This window comes from Maritimimonas sp. 2205BS37-2, assembly GCF_056591755.1.
Genome location: NZ_JBWQOI010000001.1, coordinates 432,706 through 457,777 on the forward strand (window position 1 = coordinate 432,706; position 25,072 = coordinate 457,777).

Consider the following 25,072-nt stretch of genomic DNA (forward strand, 5'->3'; position numbering starts at 1 on the left):
AGTAAAAAATATATTTTATTTTTGGCATGAATTTAAACGCAGCTAAATTTATTATGGAATTTCAACATTTTATCGGTTTTTTAATATTCTTGACCGTTTTTACAATGGGATTTTGGATGATGATTTTTTTATTGACTTTTGTAATTCCATATTGGATAATAGGTTACTTGAGAGAAGAGTTTAAATTGAAACGTGAAGCAAAAAAGAATAAACAATAAGTTTTAGGATAATGTTTATATAGGAAAGGATGGTAAATTTTACCATCCTTTTTTTATTACATTATAATTTCTTGTCTTGATTATCTTCTAAATCGTCCTTATTGATATCTCTACTTCTGTCTTTAGAGCTTCTACGCTTCTGGTTAAATCTATAGGTAAAAGTTAACAGATATTGATTCTCATAACGTACATCTCTGAGTGTTAAAGTATTGGCTTCAAAAGACTCATATTTAAACTTTTTTGAGCTAAAAACATCATTAACTCTAAAGGTTAATGTTGCTTTTTTCTTAAATAGATCTTTACTGGCGGTTAAATTTGTTAAATTAATCGTTCTCAGTTCGGTTAACCCATTTTTTATTGGAGTTTGATGAACGTGAGTGGCAGTTATTTTTAATCCGTTGTTTAACGCTAAAAAAGCAGTGCCACTTAAATACCAGGTTGTATTTTCATTGCTATACGCCGGATCAATGGTATTAGTAATTTTTTGCCTGAATGGGCTTATGTATGTATTTAATCTAAAATTCTTTGAAAATCGATAAGTTAGATCTAAATCAACGCCAATAATATTTTTATCTCCACTGTTAATAGGAATTCTTCTAAAAATATCTTGTCCATCCGAAGTTTGCTCACCTGAGTTTTCTATAATACTTAAAAAATGATCTGAAGCAAAGTTTAAAAAGAATGAAGATACCAACGTTAGTTTCTCGAAGCTATGGTCATATAAAACCTCTAAGTAATCTGTGTAATATGGGTTTAACTCTTGGTTACCTACTGTTTGAAAACGTTCATCTGTGAATGCAATAAAAGGGTTTATTTGAGCTACAGTAGGTCTATCTATAGAACGCGAATAGTTTAATGATAAATAGCTATTGTCAGCTAGCTCATAACCTAAAGTTAAAGATGGAAATAGATCAGTATAATTTTTAGAAACTTTATCACTACTGTTTACTTCTTTTAAGACAATATCAGAGATTTCTGTTCTTAATCCTAATGAATAGGAAAATTTATCGTGTGTAGCGTTGTACAATCCATAAAAGGCATGTACTTTTTCGTCATATCCAATCGTATTATCGAGACCTCCAATCGTTACAAAATCACTAATTGTATTATCAAACTCTGATACATTAAAGTCATTATCGTAAAACCTAAAGGTTCCTTTATAGCCTAATTCAAGATTCGTGTTTTTATCGAATGGAAGCTTGTAGTCAATTTGAGCTAATAAATTATCTAATTTTTGATCTTTTGTAGATTTTTGAAATACCGAGCTAACGGTCCTTGTTTCGGTGATATTAGTATTACTATCAGAATCTGTATTATCGTATTTAAAGTTTAATGATAATTCATGACCATCATCATTGAATTTGGTATTATAACCAATAGAAGCTTCAATTCTTGAACCATCATCGTTTTCGCTAACATTTCTTGTAAAGTCAGGTTCTAATAGGTTTGATCTAAAATTTTTATTGTTTGAGTTAATTAAAAAGGAAGCCGAGAGCGTATTCTTATCGTCTAAATAAAAATCACTTCCTAAATTGAACAAAAAGCTATTACGTTGTTGTTCATCAACTCTATGCTCGTCGAAATTAAAATCTGGCTGATAAATATTTGTATACTTTTCGCGGTCACTATGATTAAAACTAATAGTAGAGTAAAGATTTAATTTATCGGTATCTTCATTAATAAAAGTTGAAAAGCCATGGTTGTCTGGAATTCCTCCATGCATTTCAATAGAGCCATTTAACCCTTTCCCCTGTCTTTTTTTGGTTATAATATTTAATATAGCACCACCACTGCCTTCAGCACTATATTTTGCTGAACGGGTAATAATTTCTACTTTGTCTATGCTATTAGAAGGAATGGCCTTTAGAATATCGGTACTATTATTTAAGCCAAATTGAGGTTTACCATCTATTAAAATGGTTGCCTGACCTCCTCTTGCAGTAATTATTCCTTCATCATCTACTCGCACCGATGGTGTATTATTTAATACATCTAAAGCATTTCCTCCTCTATTCGCTATATCAATGGAGGCATTATATATTTTCTTATTAAATTTAGATTCTAACAATTTCTTTTCAGCTACAACTTCAATTTCTTTTAGCGTAGTATTAGGCTCTAACTTTATAACTCCGAGATTAAAATCACGGGTAAAAGTTTTTGCTTTAATCTCTAAGGTTTTAAATGATAAAAACTGAATTCTAACCGTATATGTTCCTGATGTGATTTTTAGGTTAAACTTTCCTTGTTTATTTGCAGAAGTACCAGCTATGATACTATCGTTTTCAATATGATGAACAGATAATGTTGCATATTCTAAGGGCGTGTTGGTTTCTGCGTCTACTACTTTACCAGATAAAGAGATGTCTTTTGTATTTGCAGACTGACCATGAATAATAGTCGAGCACAATAAAAAGATGAGAAAAAAAAGCTTTTTCATGCTGGCAATTTAGTAAAGCAAATGTATCATTAAATATTCGAGGTGCAAATAGTGGTTTATGGTGAATTTAATCACTAAAAACCGCCAATTTTAAATCAGTTTCAAGATATTCTCAGGAGGCCTTCCTAGAACAGCTTTATTATTTTTGATAACAATAGGTCTTTCAATTAGCTTTGGGTAAGCGACCATAGCTTCTATAATTTCGCTATCGGAAAGATATTTACCCTTAAAGTTTTCTTTCCAAATTTTTTCACCTTTGCGTACCAGCTGAATTGGAGTTAGTTCTAACTTATCTAGAATATTTTTAAGTTCTTCAACAGAGGGAGGTGTATCTAGATAGTTTACTACTTCAAATTCTTGCCCCGAATTTTCTAATATGGCAAGTCCTTCTCTACTTTTTCGGCATCTGTTATTATGATAAATTTTCATAAAGCTATGTATAAGTCTGCAAATATAGTTAAGCCTTTTTAATTTGTTATTTATAAAACTATCTTTGGCCTCTTATTATGAAGCTTACTGATACACATACACACTTATACGTCGAACAGTTTGACGATGATAGATCAGCAATGATACAACGCGCATTTGATGCTGGAATATCAAGATTTTTTATTCCGGCAATTGATTCAGAGTATCATAAGGCAATGTTCGAGCTCGAAAAACAATACCCTGAAAATGTCTTCTTAATGATGGGATTGCATCCAACATCGGTAAAAGAAAATTTTTCAAAAGAATTGACATTAGTTAAAGAGCTTTTAGATACACATAAATTTTACGCGGTAGGCGAGATAGGAATAGATTTGTATTGGGATAAAACTTTTTTAAACCAGCAGCAAGAAGCTTTTAAAATTCAAATACAATGGGCTAAAGAAAAAGGACTACCAATAGTCATTCATTGCAGGGAAGCTTTTGATGAGATTTTTGAGGTATTGGAGGGGGAAAAGGACGAAAAATTGTATGGAATCTTTCATTGTTTTACAGGTAATTTAGAACAAGCACATCGTGCATTATCCTATAATATGAAATTAGGCATTGGTGGGGTAGTAACTTTTAAAAATGGCGGTATTGATAAATTCTTGCAAGAAATACCCTTAAAGAATATTGTTTTAGAAACAGATTCCCCTTATTTGGCTCCAACACCATTTAGAGGTAAAAGAAATGAAAGTGCATATCTTGTTAATATTTTGGATAAATTAGTAGATATTTATAATTTCACTCCAGCAGAAATCGCTGAAATTACCACGCAAAATTCTAAAGATGTTTTTCGAATTTGATAAAGTAGCTTATTATAAAACACCAATTGGTATTGCTCGTATCGTTGGAGATGAGAATGGTATTTCGTCAATTTCAATATTAGATGGAGAGCAAGAAACTACTGATGTTATTCCAGAACCATTACAAGAATGCGTACGTCAGCTTAAAGAATATTTTAATAAGGAACGTAAAAGTTTTAGTTTGAAATTAAATCCGGAAGGAACTGATTTTCAGAAAAATGTATGGGGAGAATTACAACACATACCATATGGAGAAAAACGTAGTTATATGCAACAAGCCGAGAAGATTGGTGATGTTAAAGCTATTCGTGCTGTTGCCAATGCAAACGCTAAAAACCCATTATGGATTGTAGTGCCTTGCCATCGAATTATAGGTAGTGATGGTTCTTTAACCGGTTATGCAGGTGGTCTTTGGCGTAAACGCTGGTTATTAGAACATGAAAATCCGCCACAGCAGCAGTCCCTATTCTAAACGCTCTATTTGCTAAAAAACTACTTTAAATTAGTTTCTGAATTATTTTTACTATTAAAACGTTTATGTGTTAATGAGAAAAGCTTGCTGTATCTTTTTTTTGCTTTTGGGTTTCTCTATGGTTGCACAAACAACTTCTAAAAGATTTAGAACTAAAACCGTTAAAGTAGTAAAAGATAGTGTACAAGTTGATACTGTAAGTATAAGCCCAAACAATTTTAAAGTATTCACTAAGGATAAAATATTAATAGACATTTCAAATTATAAAATTGATTTTGGAAATGCTTTACTTATTTTGGATAGTAAAAAATTTGATGAAATAACTGTTGAATATTTTGCCTTGCCAGATTTTCTAACAAAGACTTATAGGGTTTTTGATGAAAACATAATAGTTCCTAAGAGAACCAATACCTCTAAACTTTATACTGCCATCCCAAAACAAAAAAATCAATTTTTTAAACCTTTTGATGGCCTTTCTACAAGTGGGAGTATTTCAAGAGGTGTGACTATTGGTAATAATCAGGATGCCGTATTAAACTCAAATTTTGATTTGCAGATTTCAGGATATCTATCTGATAAAGTACAGTTAAGAGCTTCGATTACAGATACAAATATCCCATTGCAAGAGGGTGGTTATACACAACGTTTAAATGAATTTGATCGTGTTTTTATAGAATTGTTCAGTAAAAATTGGTCACTAAAAGCTGGAGATGTAAACCTTCAAAATACCGAAGGTACTTTTATGCGCTTCAATAAAAAAGTAGCTGGAGTGAGTATTGATGCTACCCTTAATCATAAAAATAGTAAAACTAATGCCTATGCGTCAGGAGCAATTGTACGTGGGCAATTCGCTAGAAACCCTATTCTTGCTCAAGAAGCTAATCAAGGCCCATATAAAATTGCTGGCAATAATTCTGAACAACTTCTACTTATAATTTCTGGTACAGAAACTGTTTTTGTGAATGGCACACCATTACGTAGAGGTGAAAATTACGACTATATTATTGATTACAATACTGCAGAAATTACTTTCAACCCTACATTTCCGGTTAATGCCAACATGCGTATTATTGTTGAGTATCAGTTTTCCGACCGTAATTTTACTCGCTTTGTTACCTATAACGGAGCGCAATATCATTCAGATAAATTGAAATTAGGCTTTGATTTTTACAATGAAAATGATGCAAAAAATCAAACATTACAGCAAGATTTAACCGATTCGCAAAAGCAGATTTTAGCAAATGCAGGAGATGATAATACCCTAATGGTAGTTCCATCAGCAGTACCACAGACTTTTGAAGAGAATGTGATTCAATACAGAAAAGAACTTGTAGGCGGAGCAGAAGTTTTTGTTTTTTCTACTAATGAAAATGATGACCTTTTTAATGTTCGATTTAATTTTGTTGGAACCGGTCAAGGAAATTATCGAATACAAACTACAATTGCTACAGGAAGAATTTATGAATATATAGCTCCTGTGAACGGCACGTTACAAGGAGATTACGAACCTGTGGTGCAGTTGGTAGCGCCGGTAAAATTACAAATGGCAACAATAAACGCTGAATATACACCTTCTGAAAAGACAAATTTTAAAACAGAAATAGCCTATAGTTTAAACGATCAAAACTTGTTTTCTTCTTTAGATGATAATGATAACACTGGTTTTGCAGGTACGTTTAGCTATAATCAATTACTGGTTGATCGGCCATGGAAATTAATAGCTTCTGCAAATGTTGAATTAATTAACAAAGACTTTAAAACTATAGAGCGTTTCAGGAATATTGAATTTAATCGTGATTGGGATTTAGTGAACCCAAGTGGAAATCAACAATTTTTAACGGCAGGTTTAGATTATAGGCGAGATTCTGTTGGCTTTTTGAATTATACCTTTGAAAACCTCCGTTTTAGTGAAAATTTTCAAGGAATAAAACATAACCTTAATGCCAGTTTAAATTTAAGTAACAGTAAAATTCAAGCTAAAGGAAGTTTATTAAATAATGACAATGAGCTAACAGAAACAGAATTTCTTCGATTTTATTCGTTTGCAAGACATTATTTTAAGAAAAAATGGATAGGAGTAAAGTTCAACACAGAATTTAATAATAGAAACGAGGTAGCAACGGGCCTGCCATCACCACATAATCATAAATTTATAGAATATGAAGCTTTTGTTGGAGTAGGAGATACTACCAAAATTTATGCTGAATTAGGCTACAATTATAGAACCACAGATAGCGTAAGAGTAAACTCATTGCAAAATGTTAACAAAACGAATACTTATTTCTTACGATCTAAGCTTTTACAGAATAAAAAGTCTGATTTATCAATTTTTGCAAGCTACAGATTGATTGACAACCAATTTACCGAAGATGAAGAGGCATTGAATTCACGGATTGTTTATCGTCAACAACTACTAAAGAATATAATTACTCTAAATACAATCTATGAAACAAACTCTGGATCGCTGCCGCAGCAGGAATTTAGTTATGTTCAGGTGGAGCCAGGACAGGGGTTTTATACCTGGATTGATTATAATGAAAATGGAATTCAGGAGTTAGATGAATTTGAAATTGCTCAGTTTCCTGACGAAGCAGTCTATGTGCGGGTTGCTTTACCTACTACACGTTTCATTAAGACTCACCAAAATAAATTTAGCCAGTCTATAGTGCTAAATCCCACTCAATGGCGTACAGAAAAAGGTTTTAAAAGGTTTTTATCGCATTTTGTAAATCAATCTTTTGTTTTAATCGATGCTAAAAATGAAAAAAACAGCAATTCATTTAATTTAAATCCATTTGATATTAATGATGCGCTTGCACTAACATTAAACTTCAAGAATAGTTTATATTTTAATAGAGGAAAGCAACGATATTCAACAATCTACACATATCTTGACACACGAACTAAGACTGCTTTTTCTTTTGGAAACCAAGAAAATACATTAAGGTCGCATCAACTGCAATTTATTCATAAAATTGGAAAGTTTTGGCTGTTTGATATGAAGGGAATTGTTGCCGAGAATGAAAGTATTTCAAACAATTTTGTGAGTAGAAACTTTCTACTGGAAAATTATACGCTAAACCCAAAAATTGGCTATATCTATAGTAATAATGCACGTTTTGAAATTTTTTACATCTTTAAGAATAAAGAAAATCAACTTGGAAATTCAGAAAGTTTAAAAAGTCAAAATATCGGAGCCAATTTTTTTGTTACTAATAAACAGCGATTGTCATTTAATGCCAGCGCAAACATATTTTTCAATGATTTTTCTGGAAATCAAAATTCACCTGTTGCTTTTCAGATGTTAGAAGGCCTGCAGCCAGGTACCAATTACACTTGGAATCTGAATTTTCAACACAAAATAACCTCTTATTTAGATGTTAATTTAAATTACCTAGGAAGAAAATCACCCACTTCAAAAGCAATACATACTGGTAGTGTGCAACTTAGAGCGACATTTTAATTTTTTATTTAATGAAGTTTCTTTTTTAAGAACTTATTCTGCATCTTTGGCAGCTTTAAAACCAAAAATTAAGTATATGAAAACGAGATTGTTTTTCTTTTATTTATTGGCAATTAGCCTAAATTCTTTCTCACAAATTTCTTTCGATAAAGGGTATTATATCAATAATTCAGACCAAAAAATAGCGTGTCTTATTAAAAATATTGATTGGAAGAAAAATCCGAAAGCATTTATCTATAAATTAACTGAAGATGGTGATGAACAAACGGCGCATATAACTTCTGTAAAAGAGTTTGGAATAAACAATGCCATTAAATATGCAAGACATACTGTAGATATAGATAGATCTAGTAAGGTTTTAGGCCAAATGAGTCGTGTAAAGGAGGCAATTTTTAAGAAAGAGCAACTGTTTTTAGAAGTGCTTGTTGATGGGAAAGCAATTTTATATAAATATGTAGATAATAATTTAACCAGATTTTTCTACAAAATTGAAAATTCTATTGTAGATCAATTAATTCATAAAAAATATCGTACTAAAGAAGGAAGTGTGGCGACTAATAATATTTTTAGGCAACAGCTGTTAAACGATATGCGATGTGGAGAAGTTAGTATTAGAGATTTTCAGAAGATCAATTATACCGAAAATAAATTAATAGCCTTTTTTGTTAGGTATAATGAATGTAGTAATGTCAGTTATAGCATGTATCGAAAAAAGGAAGATAAAAAGAGTCCTTTTCATATTTCAATTAGACCTGGTATAAAGAATTCTTCTTTAGAAATTGAAAGTCTACACAGAGCGTTTTCAAACAGAGATACTGATTTTGGTGGCAAAACCGGGTTTCGAATTGGTCTCGAACTCGAGTATGTTCTACCTTTTAATAAAAACAAATGGAGTCTTTTGTTAGAACCCACTTATCAGAGTTATGAGGCTGAAGAGGAGTTGATTGATATACCCACCAGTACAATTCCTATAGATGATAAAATAACGGTAAAATATTCTTCTGTTGAACTACCAATTGGGTTTAGACATTATATGTTTTTAAATAATAGATCTAAATTTTTTATAAATGCAACTATTGCATTTGATTTGTCTAGCTCAAAGTTTGAGTTTGAGAGACTACCCGATTTGAAGATCAAAGGTAATAGCAATCTGGCTTTTGGAGCTGGATATAAATATAATGATAGATATAGCTTAGAAATTAGATACGCCACTTCTAGAGATTTATTATCTACTCATTCTGGTTGGAAATCAGATTATAAAACTATTGCACTAATATTTGGGTATACAATATTTTAGAATTAATGCGTAACTTGTTAGTACATACTAACATTTATGGATACAAAAGCATTAGTTGAAAAATGGTTCTATGTATGGAGGCAAGGAGATTTTCAAGATATTCCTGTATCTAAAGATTTCGAACATACAAGCCCTTTTGGAACCATCAAAGGTAAAAAAGCCTATTTAGACCTGGTAGAAGCAAATAAGGATAAATTTTTAGGTTATGAGTTTGTAATTCATGATGAAATTTATGCTAATAATACAGCATGTGTTCGCTATACTGCTAAACAAGGAGAAGATTTCAAGTTAGATGTAAGTGAATGGTATTATATTAGAGAAGGATTAATTGAAAAAATCATTGCTCACTACCATATAGGTGAAATACGAGAAGAACGGAAACTTTCTGATTAAGAAATACTGTAACAAATAACTCACTTGAACGCCGAATATTAAGAAAACTACTTCTTAATGAAAGCTTTTATTTTAAAAAGATATGTGGTATTAATTGATGTTCTTAAATTAGAAGGGTTTAAAAGTGTAACAGAAACTTATCAGATTGCACAAATTTCTTTATTTAAATAGATTACATCACTTATTCATTCGATATTTAATCATTGATCCCTAAAATTTAATAGAATTATAAAGCAACGGCACAGAACTTGTTGCATCTATGCCATAATAACTAAAATTCAACCGAATGAAAAGAACGCTGTTTGTAATACTTTTAATAAGTGTTACTTCTTTATTTGCCCAAGAAAAAGAAATTACTAAACATCATGAGTTAAAGGCAAATGCTTTTAATATAATTATTTTTAAATCCTTAGATTTCTCATATGAATATTTAATTGATTCAGAGTCATCTGTGGGGATTTCCATTTTGGCAAACCTTCAAGATGAAGATGATATTAGAGATGACGATATAAATGTTTATTATAATGAAACCTTGGCTATTACTCCATTTTATAGACGTTTCTTTTCAAGGAAGCATGCATGGGGGTTTTTCTTAGAAGCTTTTGGGATGTATAATATTCAGAAAGATTTTGATGGTTATGACTATTATGACAATGTGAATGATGTATTCGTGAGCAGAGACTCAGGAGAAACCTCTAATAATTTTGCCGTAGGTATTTCTGTTGGTGGAAAGTTCGTTAGTAAAAAAGGATTTGCTTTTGAATTTTTTGGTGGTATTGGTAGAAATTTGTCTACCTCAAATAACGACGTGGGTTCTGAGCTGGTGCCGAGATTAGGAGTTGCATTAGGATATCGATTCTAACAAAAAAATAATAAAAAAAAGGCCGCAATCTAATTTGCAGCCTTTTTTATTAGAAGTTATAATACTTATATTTTCATTAACCAAGAACGCATATCAACCTCTTGTTTAATAATAGTTCTTAATTCTTCAATTTTTACACGTTTTTGCTCCATAGTATCTCTATGTCGAATGGTAACCGTGTTATCATCTAAAGTATCATGATCAACTGTAATACAAAATGGAGTCCCTGCAGCATCTTGACGACGATAACGACGTCCAACGGCATCTTTTTCATCATAAACCACATTAAGGTCCCATTTTAAATCGTCAATAATCTTACGAGCAATATCTGGTAAACCATCTTTCTTTACCAACGGCAATATTGCTGCTTTTGTAGGTGCCAAAACAGCCGGTAATTTCAAGACAGTTCTTGTAGTACCATTTTCTAATGTTTCTTCTTTTAGAGAGTTAGAGTATATAGCTAAAAACATTCTATCTAAACCGATTGAAGTTTCCAATACATAAGGAACATAACTTTTATTTTCCTCATGATCGAAATATTGTAATTTTTTCCCAGAAAATTCTTCATGTTGCTTTAGATCAAAGTCTGTTCTTGAGTGAATACCTTCAAGCTCTTTAAACCCGAAGGGAAATTTGAATTCAATATCTGTAGCGGCGTCTGCATAATGAGCTAGTTTTTCATGGTCATGAAAACGATAATTATCTTCACCCATGTCTAGTGATAAATGCCACTTTAAACGTGTTTCTTTCCAATATTCAAACCAATTTTTCTGAGTTCCCGGCTTTATGAAGAATTGCATTTCCATTTGCTCAAATTCACGCATTCTAAAGATAAACTGTCTAGCAACAATCTCATTTCTAAATGCTTTACCTGTTTGAGCAATACCAAATGGTATTTTTAAACGTCCTGTTTTTTGTACATTTAAAAAGTTTACAAAAATTCCTTGTGCAGTTTCAGGGCGTAAATATAAATCCATGGCGCTCTCTGCCGAAGCTCCTAGCTTGGTGCCAAACATTAAATTAAATTGCTTAACATCTGTCCAATTCTTACTTCCGGTTAACGGATCTGCAATTTCCAGTTCTTCTATTAGTGCCTTAACATCAGCAAGATTTTCATTCTCCAATGATTTAGCCATTCTTGATAGCGTAGCATCGATCTTTTCTTGATAACCTAAGACGCGTTGATTGGTAGCTAGGAATTGTTTTTTATCAAATGAATCACCAAATCTTTTTTGAGCTTTCTTTACTTCTTTTTCAATTTTAGCTTCAATTTTGGCGCAATAATCTTCAATTAGCACATCAGCACGATAGCGTTTTTTTGAATCTTTATTATCAATTAATGGATCATTAAAGGCATCAACATGACCTGAGGCTTTCCAAGTAGTAGGGTGCATAAAAATTGCGGCATCAATGCCAACAATATTTTCATGCATTTGCACCATTGCTTTCCACCAATAGTCACGTATATTCTTTTTTAATTCTACACCATTTTGAGCATAATCATAAACAGCACTTAGTCCGTCATAGATTTCGCTACTCTGAAAAATGTATCCGTATTCTTTTGCGTGAGATACTACCTTTTTAAATTGATCGTCTTGATTTGCCATAGGGCGCAAAAATAGCTAAATTCAAAGAATGATGAAATAAAAAAGGGAAGCAATTTGCTTCCCTCAATATTTGGTTAAATTAGGTTTTTCTCTCTTATAATCCTAAGAAAGCATCTTTCAATTCTAGTGTTGTAGCGCCTACTAAAACCCCATCAACATATACTTTAATTGGGTATAATCCTTTTTCAAATTTATGCGAAATATTTTCTACAAAGATCACTGCATCTTTCGCCGCACCTTGGTAGTCAATAGCTATTTCATCAGTATAACCTACTTCAGAACCGTCACTTGTTTGGTTAAATGTACCTTTTTGACTAATAATCTTGCCTGAAGGTGTATTTATTACAACATGCGATAATTTTTCACCAACTTCAGCAATCTCATTTTTCTCTACTCTAAAACCAACTCTTATTGCTGTAGCCTTTTGTGCTTTATTTGTCTCTGTATATTTTCCATTACTTCTTAAACGCATTGCAGTTGCATTTACAGTACTCACTCTTAATGCACCTCCAATTTCAACTTTCTTCGCCAAGTCTAAGTTTTGAGCTACTAACGTATCATTATAGCTTCTTTGCTCAACTAATTCGCCGGTAATACTATCTTTCTCAACCACTAAAAGATTGTTAACTAATTTTAATGAATCAGTTAGGTTAATTAATCTTTCATTTGTTTTTTCCAAGCCGGCAATTTGATTTCTGTATCTTCTAATTAACCTCCAATTCGTGTTTTTTAGATTTTTAACAGAATCCATAAAAAGAACAATTTTGTCTTTTTCTAATTTCAACTCATCAGATAAAGAGGTATTCTGTGCTATGGCTTTGTCATACTTTTCTTCCATAGCTGTTAAGTTTCCTAAAATTTGCTCTTTTTCTTCTTTAAGGAATTGTTCAGCTTCTTTATGCTTTGTATTGCTTCTAAAAGTGTAGACACCTAGACCTACCAATAAAGCTAATAAAGCCCAAATGATAATTTGTTTACTGTTTGAAGATTTGTTTTCTTCCATGGTTTAAAAGTTTAGTTTTAGAGTTTAAAATTAACTATAGTTGCTTTAACGTAAAGATAGCTAAATTGGTATAATTAAACTCTTGTTTTTTTAATTCGTTAATAACAATTTATAAAAAAAGACTTATTTAAATCTTTCAAATGCGCAAAATTAGTTTAAGATTCTAAAGAGAATCTAAAGAAACTGGTAAGAATAAATATAAATAAAGAGCATATCTAAATAATTTTGACTTCTTGAACAAGAAATAAAATGTTTAGAGATGCAAATCCTTAAAGATCTTTATTATTTATTTTTCCCTGAAATATGTGAAAATTGCGAGGAGCCACTAGTACAAAATGAAGAGCTTATATGCCTAACATGTAGATTCGATCTACCTTTAGCGGAGATGACCGAAGTTATTAATAATGAAGTAGAACAAACATTCTACGGTAGACTTAATATTGAATTTGCAACAGCGTTATTACTTTTTAAACGTAAAGGAATTACTCAAAAATTAATTCATCAATTAAAATATGGTAATCAGGAAAATTTAGGAGTTCTTTTTGGACAATGGCTCGGAAGTGAATTATCAGGTTGTACTAGATTGCCCAAAATAGATTATGTAATACCAGTTCCATTAAATGCTAAGAAATTAAAGAAAAGAGGATATAATCAAGTAACTAGGTTCGCCCAAGAAATAGCAATTGCAATTGGTGCTAAGTTTAATGACACACAGCTATTGTCAATTTTAACTAATGAAACACAAACTGATAAGCAACGAATGGATAGATGGAAAAATGTAATTGGAAAATTCTATCTGGAAAATACGCTGTTCTTTGAAAATAAAAGTGTTTTATTGGTTGATGACGTTATCACTACGGGAGCAACCATAGAAGCCTGTGGTGTTCAGTTACTAAGAACAAAAAAAATAAAACTAAGCATCGCTGCTTTGGCTTTTACATCGTAAAAAATAGTTGTTAATTTGCCATAAATATTTTTGAATGATTTTTAGAGTATTTGTAATTGTTTTTTTTCTAATCTTAGTCACTTCTAATTGTGCTAAAAGAGGTCGCCCAACTGGAGGGCCTAAAGATTCAATAGCGCCTATAATGGTTACCGCCCGACCACCATTTGAGTCTACTAACTTTGATGACGATGAAATACGTATCTATTTTGATGAATACATTAAGCTAAAAGATTTAAGCAAACAACTAGTTATTTCACCACCAATGAAATACGCCCCGGTAATTACCCCTTTGGGTACGCCTAGCAAGTATATTAAAATTAAATTATTAGATACCTTAAAAGAAAATACTACTTATACTTTTAATTTCGGGCAAAGTGTAATTGATAATACCGAAGGCAATATTTTACGAAATTTTAAATATGTATTCTCAACGGGAAATTATATCGATTCATTAAAAGTAAGCGGTACTATCAAAGACGCATTTAAAGAAGAAGTTGATAAAGATGTTTCTATTTTACTCTACGAATTTAATGAAGCATATACCGATTCATTAATCTACAAAGAAAAACCACTCTATGTTGGTAACTCACTTGACACCAGTATTTGGGAGATAAGTAATATAAAAGCAGGAAAGTATAAACTTATAGCTTTAAAAGATGCTAGTAAAGACTATGTTTTTACACCAAAACAAGATAAAATAGGATTTTTAGAGAAAGAGATAAACATTCCTGAAGATTCTATAGGTCATGAAATCATAGTATTCAAAGAAACCTTAGCGTATAAAATTAACCGACCTAGTGAACAAACAAAAAATCGTTTGCTATTTGGCTATGAAGGTATTGTGGATAGTATTAAAATAAAAAACCTTAATGAATCTATTCCTTCATTAATTGTGTTTGAAAAAGACAAGGATAGTTTGAACTATTGGTATAAAAATGCCACGATTGACTCTCTTTTATTGGAAGTGCGTAATAAAACCTATGTTGATACTTTGGCTATCAGAAGAAGATCAAAAGATGTAGATTCATTGCAAGTTACCAGTAACGCAAGAGGCACATTATCTTTAAGAGATACATTAAAACTTGTTAGTAATATTCCAATAGCATCTATTGATACCACTAAATTTGTTTTTACTGATAAGGATACGGTTAGTGTAAATTATGCTATTAGATTTAATAAATTCTCTAAAGAGTTAAATGTTGAATTCGATAAGAAGGAACAAGAGGCCTATAAACTAGAATTATTGCCAGGAGCATTTAAAGATTTTCTTGATAATGTAAATGACTCTTTGCGCTATAATTTTAAAACCAAGAAAGCTTCAGATTATGGGAATCTTTATTTAACACTGCAAAATGTAAATCGTTACCCTATAATTGTACAATTATTAAAATCGAGTGGAGAAATTATAGAAGAGATTTATGCTGAAGCCGATCAGGAATTTACTTTTAAAAATCTTGAACCGGCCAAATATAGGGTTCGATTAATTTATGATGATAATGAAAATGGCAAATGGGATACTGGTAATTTTCTATTAAAACTGCAGCCAGAAAAAGTAGTTTATTATCCTACAGAATTAGATGTACGGGCAAATTGGGAAATGACGGAGACCTTTGTTTTGAAGTAATTTGTGTAATAATCGTTTACGAATTCCGAGCAGTTTCTTTTCTCATTTCTTTAGTGGTTAAGGTGCTTTTATCATGACTCCATCCTGGTGGCATTAGCAGCTGTTTCATTGCTGTGAAAAAGTTTGGGCTATGTTTCATTTTTATGAAAAGACTTTTCCATTCATGAAATTCAACTTTAAATAAATTATTAGTATGAATATTAGCGGTTAATCCATAATTAGGAGTTTCTTCTTCGGGTTGAAAGGTGCCAAATAATTTATCCCAGATAATAAGAACACCGGCATGATTTCTATCTAAATATTTTAAATCTGAACCATGATGCACTCTATGGTGTGAAGGTGTATTGAAAATAAGCTCAATTGGTTTTGGCAACTTTCCTATTTTCTCGGTATGTATCCAATATTGATAAATAAAATTAATGGTCTTCATTGCAAAAATTTGCAATGGATGGAACCCTAATACGGCTAACCAAACCCAAAATAGAAAATGCCCGATAACATCATAAGTCCATGTTTTTCGCAAAGCAGTAGAAAAATTAAAATGTTGTGACGAATGATGCACCACATGACTTGCCCAATAGAACGATACAGAATGCGCAATTCTATGACCCCAATAAAAAGTGAAATCATCTAAAAAGAAAAGTAACAGCCAACTCCACCAAACACTATAATCAACAGTAAAAATTTTAAAATTGGAATAGATATAAAAGAATAGTATAAGTTTAATCGATTTAGTTAATAGACTTATAATAAAATAAACTAGCCCCGAGCTTATATTAATGAACGTATCCTTTAGCTCATGGTTTTGTTGACGGTCTTTCCATCCTAAATAAATCTCAATTAATATTAATAAAATAAAGAATGGAATCGCTATTGGATATGCCAACTTATTTATTAAATCAATTACTTCCATTATTAAAATTAAGACGAGCTAAAATAACATAATATGACCATAAATAATATCTATAGGTTGGGTTCTTTTTCTCGTTGTAACTCTGTATCTTTGTAATTTAGAATGAATATAAATATGAAGCTGGATAAGCAAGAAATATATAAAGCTTTAGAGACCATTACAGCCCCAGGAGAGGGAAAGAGTTTGGTAGAGAGTAAAGCGATACAAAATGTAGTTACTTTCGGTAAAGAAGTTATTGTTGATGTAATGATTTCAAACCCTACATTGCAGGCAAAGAAGAAGGTTGAAGTGGAGATCATGAAAGCTATACATGAGCATGTATATCAAAAGGCTGATGTGAAAGTGAATGTAAAAGTAAATGCACCAAAAAAACCTGAACAGAACCTTATTAGAGGTAAAAAAATTGAAGGTATTAAGAATATTATTGCTGTGGCTTCAGGTAAAGGCGGTGTGGGTAAATCTACAATTACAGCCAATTTGGCAATTACTTTATCTAAGATGGGTTTTAAAGTAGGAGTGCTGGATGCCGATGTATATGGACCATCTATGCCAATAATGTTTGATGTTGCTGATGAAAAACCTGTTGCTGTTACTGTACACGGACGCTCTAAAATGAAACCCATAGAAAGCTATGGTGTGAAACTATTATCATTAGGTTTTTTTACACAACCTAATCAAGCAGTGATTTGGCGAGGTGCTATGGCATCAAAAGCGTTGAATCAAATGATTTTTGATGCTGATTGGGGGGAGTTAGATTTTATGCTAATTGATCTACCTCCCGGAACAGGAGATATTCATTTATCAATTGTACAGGCAGTACCAATAACAGGAGCTGTCATAGTAAGTACACCACAAAATATTGCTTTAGCCGATGCAAAGAAAGGAGTTGCCATGTTTGAACAAAAGAGTATTCAGGTACCTGTTTTAGGGCTTATAGAGAACATGAGTTATTTTACTCCTGAAGAGTTGCCAGATAATAAGTATTACATTTTTGGAAAAGATGGGGCAAAAGAGCTTGCTGAAGATTTAGAAACCTCATTTTTAGGTGAGATTCCGCTAGTACAAAGTATTCGAGAAGCGGGAGATGTTGGGCATCCGGTAGCCTTACAAGCAGGAACTCCTTTAGAGAATGCATTTATAGATATAACAAAGAATATGGTTACTCAGTTAGTACAGCGAAACAAAGAATTGCCACCAACTGAAGTAGTTAAAATAACCACTATGGCAGGTTGTAGTGCCATTAAAAACTAAACGATGAAGAAACAAGAATTACGTAGTAATGTAGAAAAGGCTTTAACAGAGATAAGACCTTTTTTAGAAGCCGATGGCGGTAATATTTCATTAGTTTCAATTGATAACGATATAGTAAAAGTTCAGTTAGAAGGAGCATGCATTAGTTGCTCTGTAAATCAAATGACCTTAAAAAATGGAGTAGAGGCTACTATAAAAAAATATGCACCTCAAGTTCAAGAGGTTATTAGTGTAGCTTAAAATAGCTGACTTTTATCATATTTTTAAAGGAGTTATCGAGATAGTTTTGTACAGTAGTTTATATAAATGATCAATACAGACATACTAATTATTGGAGCGGGCCCAACAGGGCTCTTTACTGTTTTTGAGGCAGGCTTATTAAAGCTTCGTTGCCATTTAATCGATGCATTGCCACAGCCTGGTGGACAATGCTCAGAAATTTACCCCAAAAAACCAATTTATGATATTCCAGCATACCCAGAAATTCTTGCTGGAGATCTTACTGATAAATTATTAGAGCAATGCAAACAGTTTGAACCTGGATTTACTTTAGGTGAAAGGGCTGATGTTATTGAAAAACAAGATGATGGTACTTTTATAGTAACTACAAACAAAGGTACAAAACATCATGCACCTGTGGTTGCAATAGCGGGTGGATTAGGAAGCTTTGAACCAAGAAAACCACCAATTCCTAACATCTCTAATTTCGAAGATAAAGGTGTTGAATATATGATTCGCGAACCAGAGATTTATCGCGATAAAAAAGTAGTTATAGCCGGTGGCGGAGATTCAGCCTTAGACTGGTCAATATTCTTAACAGATATAGCCAAATCAGTTACTTTAATTCATCGAAGAAACGAATTTAGAGGAGCTTTAGATAGTGTTGATAAGGTTCAAGAACTTAAAAATGAGGGTAAAATTACCCTTATTACTCCTGCTGAAGTAAAAGGAATTATTGGCAAAGGTCATGTTACGGGTGTTGAAGTTCATAAATCTGGAGAATCATTTGTATTAGAAACAGATCATTTTATTCCTTTATTCGGATTGGCACCTAAATTAGGGCCTATTGCCAATTGGGGTCTAGAAATCGAGAAAAATGCAATTAAGGTGAACAATGCCCTTGATTATCAAACGAATATTCCGGGTATATATGCCATTGGTGATGTAAATACCTATCCCGGTAAGTTGAAACTTATTTTATGCGGGTTTCATGAGGCAACACTTATGTGTCAAAGTGCTTATAAACGCATTCATCCCGATAAAAAATATGTTATGAAATATACAACTGTAGGTGGTGTTGAAGGTTTTGATGGAACAAAGAAAGAAGCACCAAAGGCTGTGGTCAAAAAAATAGAATAACATCATCCTAAACCCTGTGCTAAGCTTAATTCAATATTATTTCGGAATTTCATTATTATAAAAATGACTTTTTTAGAGTACATACAGCAACTATCGCAAGATAAGCTTATCTATTTTGCAGTTCCTGTATTTCTATTTGCTATGGTAATAGAGTACTTTATTGCCAAAGAAAAGTACTACGCTAAAGATACAGGAGTGTCATTATTAATGATGATCTTTTCTGGGATTATTGAATTTATTCCCAAAGTTTTAGCCTTTATAGTCTTTTTCTATCTACATGAAATTAGTCCGCTTAGAGATATTGTACAACGTCAGTGGTGGGCTTGGGTAATACTGATTTTTGCAGATGACTTTGCCTATTATTGGTTTCACAGAATGAATCATGAAGTTCGTTTATTTTGGGCAGGGCATGTACCACATCATTCTTCGGTCTACCTAAACCTTGGAACGGCCTTACGACAAGGGGTTGGAGAGCGTATTCATAAATTTTTGTTTTGGATTTGGATTCCGTTATTAGGATTTGATCCTCTTATGATGTTTACTATGATGGGAATTAGCCTTATTTATCAGTTTTTTATTCATACAGAATTAGTAGATAAACTTCCAAAACCCATCGAATTTATTTTCAATACACCTTCACATCATAGAGTACATCATGCATCAAATATTCGTTACTTAGATTGTAATCACGCTGGTATTTTTATTATTTGGGACCGTATATTTGGCACATTTTCTGAAGAAGTCAAGAAAATTGATCATCCGGTTTATGGGTTAACAATAAATATAGAAACTTTTCATCCGGTTAAAGTAGCTACGCATGAGTATGCCGCTATTTATAAAGATGTGAAGCGAGCAACCAAGGTATCTGATAAATTAAAGTATATATTTTATGCACCAGGTTGGAGCCATGATGGAGAAGATAAACGTGCGAAAGTGTTAAGAAAAAAATTAAAGGAATTAGAAAATGTCTGATATTACCATTAAAATTACCGATAGAGAAGGAGTATTTCATGAAATTCTTGCCCCTACCGATATGGCAATGAATCTTATGGAAGTAGTACGTTCGTATGAATTGGCGCCAGAAGGTACCATTGGCGTATGCGGAGGTATGGCAATGTGTGCTTCATGCCAGTGTTATGTTAAGTCAGACCATGAATTACCAGAGATGTCGCCAGATGAAGATTTAATGTTAGCTGAAGCCTTTTATGTAGAAGACAATAGCCGTTTAGGATGCCAAATACATATTACTCCAGAATTGGATGGGTTAGAAGTTGAATTAGCTCCTGAATCTTAAAATTATTCTGTATCTTTGAGTAGTTAATGTTACAGAAGATGCAATCGTCTTACGAAGAATTATTATTACTTCTCAAATTCTTGATCAAGAGAAACCCAGAATGAAGTCCTAATCAGCTTGATTAGAGAACTTTATTGTATAACATTAAAATATAAAAAATGCCCAGATATCATAAATTAGGTTCAATACCTTCAAAGAGGCATACCATTTTTAAAAGCCCTGAAGGGAACTATTATTACGAAGAATTATTTGGTACTATTGGTTTTGACGGAATGTCATCGCTATTATATCACACACACCGACCTACACAGGTAAAAGAAGTTTTAAGGTCGTATAGTGTAGCGCCAAAAATTGCAGTAGAAAAGAACATGAAATCAATGAGTCTTAACGGATTTCAGGTTCCCGCTATTGATGATTTTTTAGAAAGTAGAAAAGCTATTTTAGTTAATAATGATTGTCATATCATATTGGCGGCTCCTAAGAAGTCATTGCGAGATTATTTTTATAAGAATACTGATTCTGACGAGGTGATCTTTATTCATAAAGGAACAGGAAAGCTAAGAACCTTTTTAGGAAATATCAATTTTGAATACGGAGATTACTTAGTGATCCCTCGTGGTATGATCTATCAAATTGATTTTGATACCGAAGACAATCGTTTATTCATTGTAGAATCAAAGCACCCTATTTATACACCGAAACGCTATCGAAATTGGTTCGGACAGCATTTAGAACACGCACCTTTTTGTGAACGTGATATGCATCCACCAAACGAACTAGAAACCTATACTGATAAAGGAGATTTTATCTTGAAAGTTAAAAAGCAAGATATGATTCATGAATATGTATATGGCTATCATCCATTTAGTGTTGTTGGTTGGGATGGTTACAATTATCCGTATAAATTTTCTATTCATGATTTCGAGCCTATAACTGGTAGAGTGCATCAACCACCTCCGGTGCATCAAACTTTTGAGACGAGCGCTTTCGTAATTTGCTCGTTTGTACCAAGGTTGTATGATTATCATCCAAAGGCAATACCAGCACCTTACAATCATAGCAATATCGATTCTGATGAGGTGTTGTATTATGTTGATGGCGATTTTATGAGCAGAAATAATATCGATATTGGTCAAATCACATTACATCCGGCTGGTATTCCGCATGGTCCACATCCCGGAGCAATGGAACGTAGTATCGGACAAACTGAAACAGAAGAATTGGCAGTAATGGTCGATACTTTTAAACCATTAATGGTAACTGCAGAAGCAGTAAAAATTGATACAGGAGATTATCACACTTCGTGGTTAGATGAAAATCATTAAAAAAAAACAAAATGGCAGGAATAAAAGATTTAACAGATTTACAAAATACCGAATATGGTATTAAAAAAATATTTGATGAAGCAGAAGATTTTCTTCCGTTAAATGGAACAGATTATGTAGAATTATATGTTGGCAATGCGAAGCAATCAGCCCATTTCTACAAAACGGCATTCGGATTTCAATCGGAAGCTTATGCCGGACTGGAAACCGGATTGAAAGACCGTGTTTCTTATGTTCTAAAACAAGATAAAATTAGATTGGTATTAACAACACCACTAGAAAAAGGAGGTGAAATTAATAGACATATTGAAGAACATGGTGATGGCGTAAAAGTGGTTGCACTTTGGGTTGATGATGCTACAAAAGCATTTGAAGAAACCACAAAACGAGGTGCAAAACCTTTTATGAAGCCTACAAAAGAGGAAGATGAAAATGGATATGTAATTCGCTCGGGAATTTATACCTATGGTGAAACGGTTCATGTTTTTGTGGAGCGAAAAAATTATAATGGCATCTTTCTACCGGGGTACCAGAAATGGGAATCACATTATAATCCTGAGCCCGTTGGATTAAAGTTCATAGACCATATGGTTGGTAATGTTGGTTGGGGGAAAATGAAAGAATGGTGTGAATTCTATGCTAGGGTAATGGGCTTTGCGCAAATTATTTCATTTACTGATGATGATATTTCAACAGATTATACTGCGCTGATGAGTAAGGTAATGAGTAATGGTAATGGTAGAATTAAATTTCCAATTAATGAGCCTGCTGAGGGAAAGAAAAAATCGCAAATTGAAGAGTATTTAGAGTTCTATAATGGAGCAGGAGTACAGCATATTGCTGTAGCAACCAATGACATTGTTGCGACGGTTTCGGCCATGCGCGATCGCGGTGTTGAATTTTTATATGTACCCGAGACCTATTATGACGATCTTTTAGAACGTGTAGGTAAGATCGATGAAGATGTTGAGGTTCTTAAAGAACATGGAATTCTAATTGATAGAGATGAAGAAGGTTATTTGTTGCAGTTGTTTACAAAGCCAGTGGTAGATAGACCTACGATGTTCTTTGAGATTATACAACGTAAAGGAGCACAATCTTTTGGGGTTGGTAATTTTAAAGCCTTATTTGAAGCTATCGAAAGAGAGCAAGCGAATAGGGGCACCTTATAATAATATTTTAATACCTTTTTTTTAAAAAGCCTCACTTACTGAGGCTTTTTTACTTTACTAAGAAAAACCTTAAATGAACAGAATTGACCGATTAATGAATCTCTTGCTAACGCTACAGTCAAAAAAACATGTTACTGCAGAGGCCTTATCAGAAAAATATAACCTTAGTATTAGAACAATATATAGAGATATTAAGGCTTTAAATGAAATAGGAGTTCCGATTTATCTTGAACCAAATAAAGGATATGCCTTAGTACAAGGTTATTTTTTACCTCCGTTAACTTTTACAATAGATGAAGCCAATTCATTATTATTATTACAATCACTAGCGGCAAAATTCACCGATGATTCTGTTGTAAAAGAATCACAGCAAGCACTCGACAAAATAAGAGCTGTACTTAAGTTTCAGGATTGGAAGAAATTTGAAAGGATTCAATCTAAAGTTGAAGTATATATACCACAAAATTCTAATGATAAGAAGTATTATCTATCTAAAGTTCAGAATGCTATTACCGATAAAAATATTTTAAGAATTGATTATATTGATAAAAAAAGTAACAAAACGCAAAGGGAAATTGAGGCAATAGGTTTAATTTTTTATACCAATCAATGGCATCTTATTGCCTGGTGTCATTTGAGAAAAGATTATAGAGATTTTAAGCTTAATAATATTCTTCAGTTAACCAATGTAAATCAGCCTTTTAAAAATGAACATTCATATACCATTCAAGATTATTTAAAAAGTTTTTAATTTTTCTAAGTTTTACTGACATAGGGTTGTCATTAGTGCTTTTTATACTTGCAGCATGAAATATTTAATTACAACAATCTTTATTATTAATTTTTTATCTGTAAAATCTCAAAACATGATTATTCAAAATTTTGAAGTTCCAAAGGTTTCTTTTGATGCTGCTGGAGAGTTAATTATTAAGCCAAGCATTACGTCTTCTAAAAATGACTTTGATTTTTATCAAGGGAAGTTTAAGTTGATAAATAAAAAGAGAAAATCAATCTTTAATAATTCTAATGAATGGATCGAATTTGAGTCTACCCAAGAAATGTATAAAATTCTACATGGTTTAGGTAATATTGATAATTTTTTAGCGACACGAGATGGTAAACCGTTTGAAGGAATGACGGTACGGCTTTTTGATCCTGAAACAAAATTGTGGAGCATGTATTGGGCAGATTCGAATCGAGGAAAATTTGATCTACCGGTTGTAGGCTCATTTGAAAATAAAGTTGGATATTTTTTTACAAAAGACACATTTAATAGTGAAGATATTATTGTTGTTTTTCGCTGGGATGCAACGAACCCTTCTAATCCTAATTGGTGCCAAGCTTTTTCAAAAGATAAAGGTAAAACTTGGGAGTGGAACTGGTATATGTTTATGACCAAGGTTGAATAATTGAAATTTTTAGCCATATGGCTACATATTTTCGATTTGCATTCAGGTATTTTTGGTTTTGTGTATAAGAAGCCTAACTCTAAAATCACAAAAGAATAATTTTAATTCAATTATAAAATGAAAAAGAAAGTCTTATTATATTTTTTATTGATTACTCTATTATCGGCATTTCAGTGTAGTGACGACGAACCTAAGATTATAGAAACTATAGAAAATCCAAACCTAGTAAGTATAGCTAATGATCAAAATATATTTTCTAAAGAAGATTACATTGTCATAAATACGGCAATTCCTAATTCTCAGATGACCGTTGATGGACATAACCTTTTGATAACTGATTCTTTTGAGCAAGATATAAGAAAAGAGATCTCATTTTGGCTTTATTTATTTAAAAAGTCGAGTAATGGTGATTTAGAAGGAGTAAATTTTGAATATGCTGAGGCGGAATTAGGAGAAGTGTTTTTATCTGAACTGGCATTCGGAATATCAATTTCAAACTTATTTTACGAGGATAAAGAAGCGTTTGCTAGCAGAATTAAAATCAAAATATCTGAACCCGGCACTTATTTTATTGGGGGAGGTTATCGAAATGGCGGAAACTTCGGTGAAGAAAGAAGCGTAAGGATTGCATTCGATAAAAATATAAATGAACAAATTGATCTATACACTTCCATTGTAAATGCAAATGAAAATGGACTGTATGAATTTACTATTGAGTAAGCTGCCAACTTTTAATGTTAAACTAGCTTTGTG

The 25,072-nt window shown here is 32.3% G+C and carries 23 protein-coding genes; 18 read left to right on the forward strand and 5 right to left on the reverse strand.

Features of this window, described 5'->3' with window-relative positions; genetic code table 11:
* Nucleotides 1-279: 279 nt before the first annotated feature.
* On the reverse strand, nucleotides 280-2,655 hold the full coding sequence (locus tag AC1EUU_RS01910; protein ID WP_480199687.1) for a TonB-dependent receptor: 2,376 nt from the start codon (nucleotides 2,653-2,655) through the stop codon (nucleotides 280-282).
* Nucleotides 2,656-2,745: 90 nt separating this feature from the next.
* Nucleotides 2,746-3,084: an arsenate reductase (glutaredoxin) gene (gene arsC, locus AC1EUU_RS01915; protein WP_480199688.1), complete on the reverse strand. Its 339-nt coding sequence runs from the start codon at nucleotides 3,082-3,084 to the stop codon at nucleotides 2,746-2,748.
* 77 nt (nucleotides 3,085-3,161) lie between these two features.
* Between arsC and AC1EUU_RS01920 the strand changes: the two genes are divergently transcribed.
* The 6 genes from AC1EUU_RS01920 to AC1EUU_RS01945 all read left to right on the forward strand — a co-directional run bounded on the left by AC1EUU_RS01920 (nucleotide 3,162) and on the right by AC1EUU_RS01945 (nucleotide 10,416).
* Nucleotides 3,162-3,929, forward strand: a complete 768-nt coding sequence (locus AC1EUU_RS01920) for a TatD family hydrolase (protein ID WP_480199689.1) — start codon at nucleotides 3,162-3,164, stop codon at nucleotides 3,927-3,929.
* Nucleotides 3,913-4,401, forward strand: coding sequence for a methylated-DNA--[protein]-cysteine S-methyltransferase (locus tag AC1EUU_RS01925; protein WP_480199690.1), 489 nt, complete (start codon nucleotides 3,913-3,915; stop codon nucleotides 4,399-4,401). Before AC1EUU_RS01920 ends, AC1EUU_RS01925 begins: the two co-directional genes overlap by 17 nt.
* Nucleotides 4,402-4,474: 73 nt before the next feature.
* Nucleotides 4,475-7,864 carry a hypothetical protein gene (locus tag AC1EUU_RS01930; protein ID WP_480199691.1) on the forward strand — a complete coding sequence of 1,130 codons (3,390 nt, stop codon included), beginning with the start codon at nucleotides 4,475-4,477 and terminating at the stop codon, nucleotides 7,862-7,864.
* A 76-nt stretch (nucleotides 7,865-7,940) separates the two neighbouring features.
* Nucleotides 7,941-9,161, forward strand: coding sequence for an outer membrane beta-barrel protein (locus AC1EUU_RS01935; protein WP_480199692.1), 1,221 nt, complete (start codon nucleotides 7,941-7,943; stop codon nucleotides 9,159-9,161).
* Between the two features lie 36 nt (nucleotides 9,162-9,197).
* Complete coding sequence (locus AC1EUU_RS01940) at nucleotides 9,198-9,554, forward strand: nuclear transport factor 2 family protein (protein ID WP_480199693.1); 357 nt, start codon at nucleotides 9,198-9,200, stop codon at nucleotides 9,552-9,554.
* Nucleotides 9,555-9,840: 286 nt separating this feature from the next.
* The gene (locus tag AC1EUU_RS01945; RefSeq protein WP_480199694.1) at nucleotides 9,841-10,416 is read left to right on the forward strand and encodes a DUF3575 domain-containing protein; all 576 of its coding nucleotides are present in this window, start codon (nucleotides 9,841-9,843) and stop codon (nucleotides 10,414-10,416) included.
* A gap of 65 nt (nucleotides 10,417-10,481) precedes the next feature.
* On the opposite strand, the gene AC1EUU_RS01950 is transcribed toward AC1EUU_RS01945, so the two are convergent.
* Together AC1EUU_RS01950 and AC1EUU_RS01955 are read right to left on the reverse strand one after the other, a co-directional pair.
* Nucleotides 10,482-12,023, reverse strand: a complete 1,542-nt coding sequence (locus AC1EUU_RS01950) for a glycine--tRNA ligase (RefSeq protein ID WP_480199695.1) — start codon at nucleotides 12,021-12,023, stop codon at nucleotides 10,482-10,484.
* A gap of 94 nt (nucleotides 12,024-12,117) precedes the next feature.
* Entirely contained in the window at nucleotides 12,118-13,026 is a 909-nt protein-coding gene (locus tag AC1EUU_RS01955; protein WP_480199696.1) for a hypothetical protein, read from the reverse strand.
* A 259-nt stretch (nucleotides 13,027-13,285) separates the two neighbouring features.
* Here AC1EUU_RS01955 and AC1EUU_RS01960 point away from each other — a divergent pair, with 259 nt between their 5' ends.
* Together AC1EUU_RS01960 and AC1EUU_RS01965 are read left to right on the forward strand one after the other, a co-directional pair.
* Nucleotides 13,286-13,972 carry a ComF family protein gene (locus AC1EUU_RS01960; protein WP_480199697.1) on the forward strand — a complete coding sequence of 229 codons (687 nt, stop codon included), beginning with the start codon at nucleotides 13,286-13,288 and terminating at the stop codon, nucleotides 13,970-13,972.
* 34 nt (nucleotides 13,973-14,006) lie between these two features.
* Nucleotides 14,007-15,596, forward strand: a complete 1,590-nt coding sequence (locus tag AC1EUU_RS01965; protein WP_480199698.1) for an Ig-like domain-containing domain — start codon at nucleotides 14,007-14,009, stop codon at nucleotides 15,594-15,596.
* A gap of 16 nt (nucleotides 15,597-15,612) precedes the next feature.
* Here AC1EUU_RS01965 and AC1EUU_RS01970 read toward each other — a convergent pair whose 3' ends face one another.
* Nucleotides 15,613-16,509 carry a sterol desaturase family protein gene (locus AC1EUU_RS01970; protein ID WP_480199699.1) on the reverse strand — a complete coding sequence of 299 codons (897 nt, stop codon included), beginning with the start codon at nucleotides 16,507-16,509 and terminating at the stop codon, nucleotides 15,613-15,615.
* A gap of 114 nt (nucleotides 16,510-16,623) precedes the next feature.
* Here AC1EUU_RS01970 and AC1EUU_RS01975 point away from each other — a divergent pair, with 114 nt between their 5' ends.
* The 10 genes from AC1EUU_RS01975 to AC1EUU_RS02020 all read left to right on the forward strand — a co-directional run bounded on the left by AC1EUU_RS01975 (nucleotide 16,624) and on the right by AC1EUU_RS02020 (nucleotide 25,039).
* Nucleotides 16,624-17,760, forward strand: a complete 1,137-nt coding sequence (locus tag AC1EUU_RS01975; RefSeq protein WP_480199700.1) for an Mrp/NBP35 family ATP-binding protein — start codon at nucleotides 16,624-16,626, stop codon at nucleotides 17,758-17,760.
* A gap of 3 nt (nucleotides 17,761-17,763) precedes the next feature.
* Nucleotides 17,764-18,000: a NifU family protein gene (locus AC1EUU_RS01980; protein ID WP_480199701.1), complete on the forward strand. Its 237-nt coding sequence runs from the start codon at nucleotides 17,764-17,766 to the stop codon at nucleotides 17,998-18,000.
* A gap of 66 nt (nucleotides 18,001-18,066) precedes the next feature.
* Complete coding sequence (locus AC1EUU_RS01985; RefSeq protein WP_480199702.1) at nucleotides 18,067-19,119, forward strand: NAD(P)/FAD-dependent oxidoreductase; 1,053 nt, start codon at nucleotides 18,067-18,069, stop codon at nucleotides 19,117-19,119.
* A 63-nt stretch (nucleotides 19,120-19,182) separates the two neighbouring features.
* Entirely contained in the window at nucleotides 19,183-20,091 is a 909-nt protein-coding gene (locus AC1EUU_RS01990) for a sterol desaturase family protein (protein WP_480199703.1), read from the forward strand.
* Nucleotides 20,084-20,413 (forward strand): 2Fe-2S iron-sulfur cluster-binding family protein, encoded by a 330-nt coding sequence (locus AC1EUU_RS01995; RefSeq protein WP_480199704.1) that lies wholly within the window; start codon nucleotides 20,084-20,086, stop codon nucleotides 20,411-20,413. Before AC1EUU_RS01990 ends, AC1EUU_RS01995 begins: the two co-directional genes overlap by 8 nt.
* Before the next feature lie 158 nt (nucleotides 20,414-20,571).
* Nucleotides 20,572-21,738 carry a homogentisate 1,2-dioxygenase gene (locus AC1EUU_RS02000; RefSeq protein ID WP_480199705.1) on the forward strand — a complete coding sequence of 389 codons (1,167 nt, stop codon included), beginning with the start codon at nucleotides 20,572-20,574 and terminating at the stop codon, nucleotides 21,736-21,738.
* Between the two features lie 11 nt (nucleotides 21,739-21,749).
* Nucleotides 21,750-22,910 (forward strand): 4-hydroxyphenylpyruvate dioxygenase, encoded by a 1,161-nt coding sequence (gene hppD, locus AC1EUU_RS02005; protein ID WP_480199706.1) that lies wholly within the window; start codon nucleotides 21,750-21,752, stop codon nucleotides 22,908-22,910.
* Nucleotides 22,911-22,983: 73 nt separating this feature from the next.
* Nucleotides 22,984-23,661, forward strand: a complete 678-nt coding sequence (locus tag AC1EUU_RS02010) for a helix-turn-helix transcriptional regulator (protein WP_480199707.1) — start codon at nucleotides 22,984-22,986, stop codon at nucleotides 23,659-23,661.
* Between the two features lie 115 nt (nucleotides 23,662-23,776).
* Nucleotides 23,777-24,319 (forward strand): hypothetical protein, encoded by a 543-nt coding sequence (locus tag AC1EUU_RS02015; RefSeq protein ID WP_480199708.1) that lies wholly within the window; start codon nucleotides 23,777-23,779, stop codon nucleotides 24,317-24,319.
* A 117-nt stretch (nucleotides 24,320-24,436) separates the two neighbouring features.
* The gene (locus AC1EUU_RS02020) at nucleotides 24,437-25,039 is read left to right on the forward strand and encodes a hypothetical protein (RefSeq protein ID WP_480199709.1); all 603 of its coding nucleotides are present in this window, start codon (nucleotides 24,437-24,439) and stop codon (nucleotides 25,037-25,039) included.
* Nucleotides 25,040-25,072 lie beyond the last annotated feature (33 nt).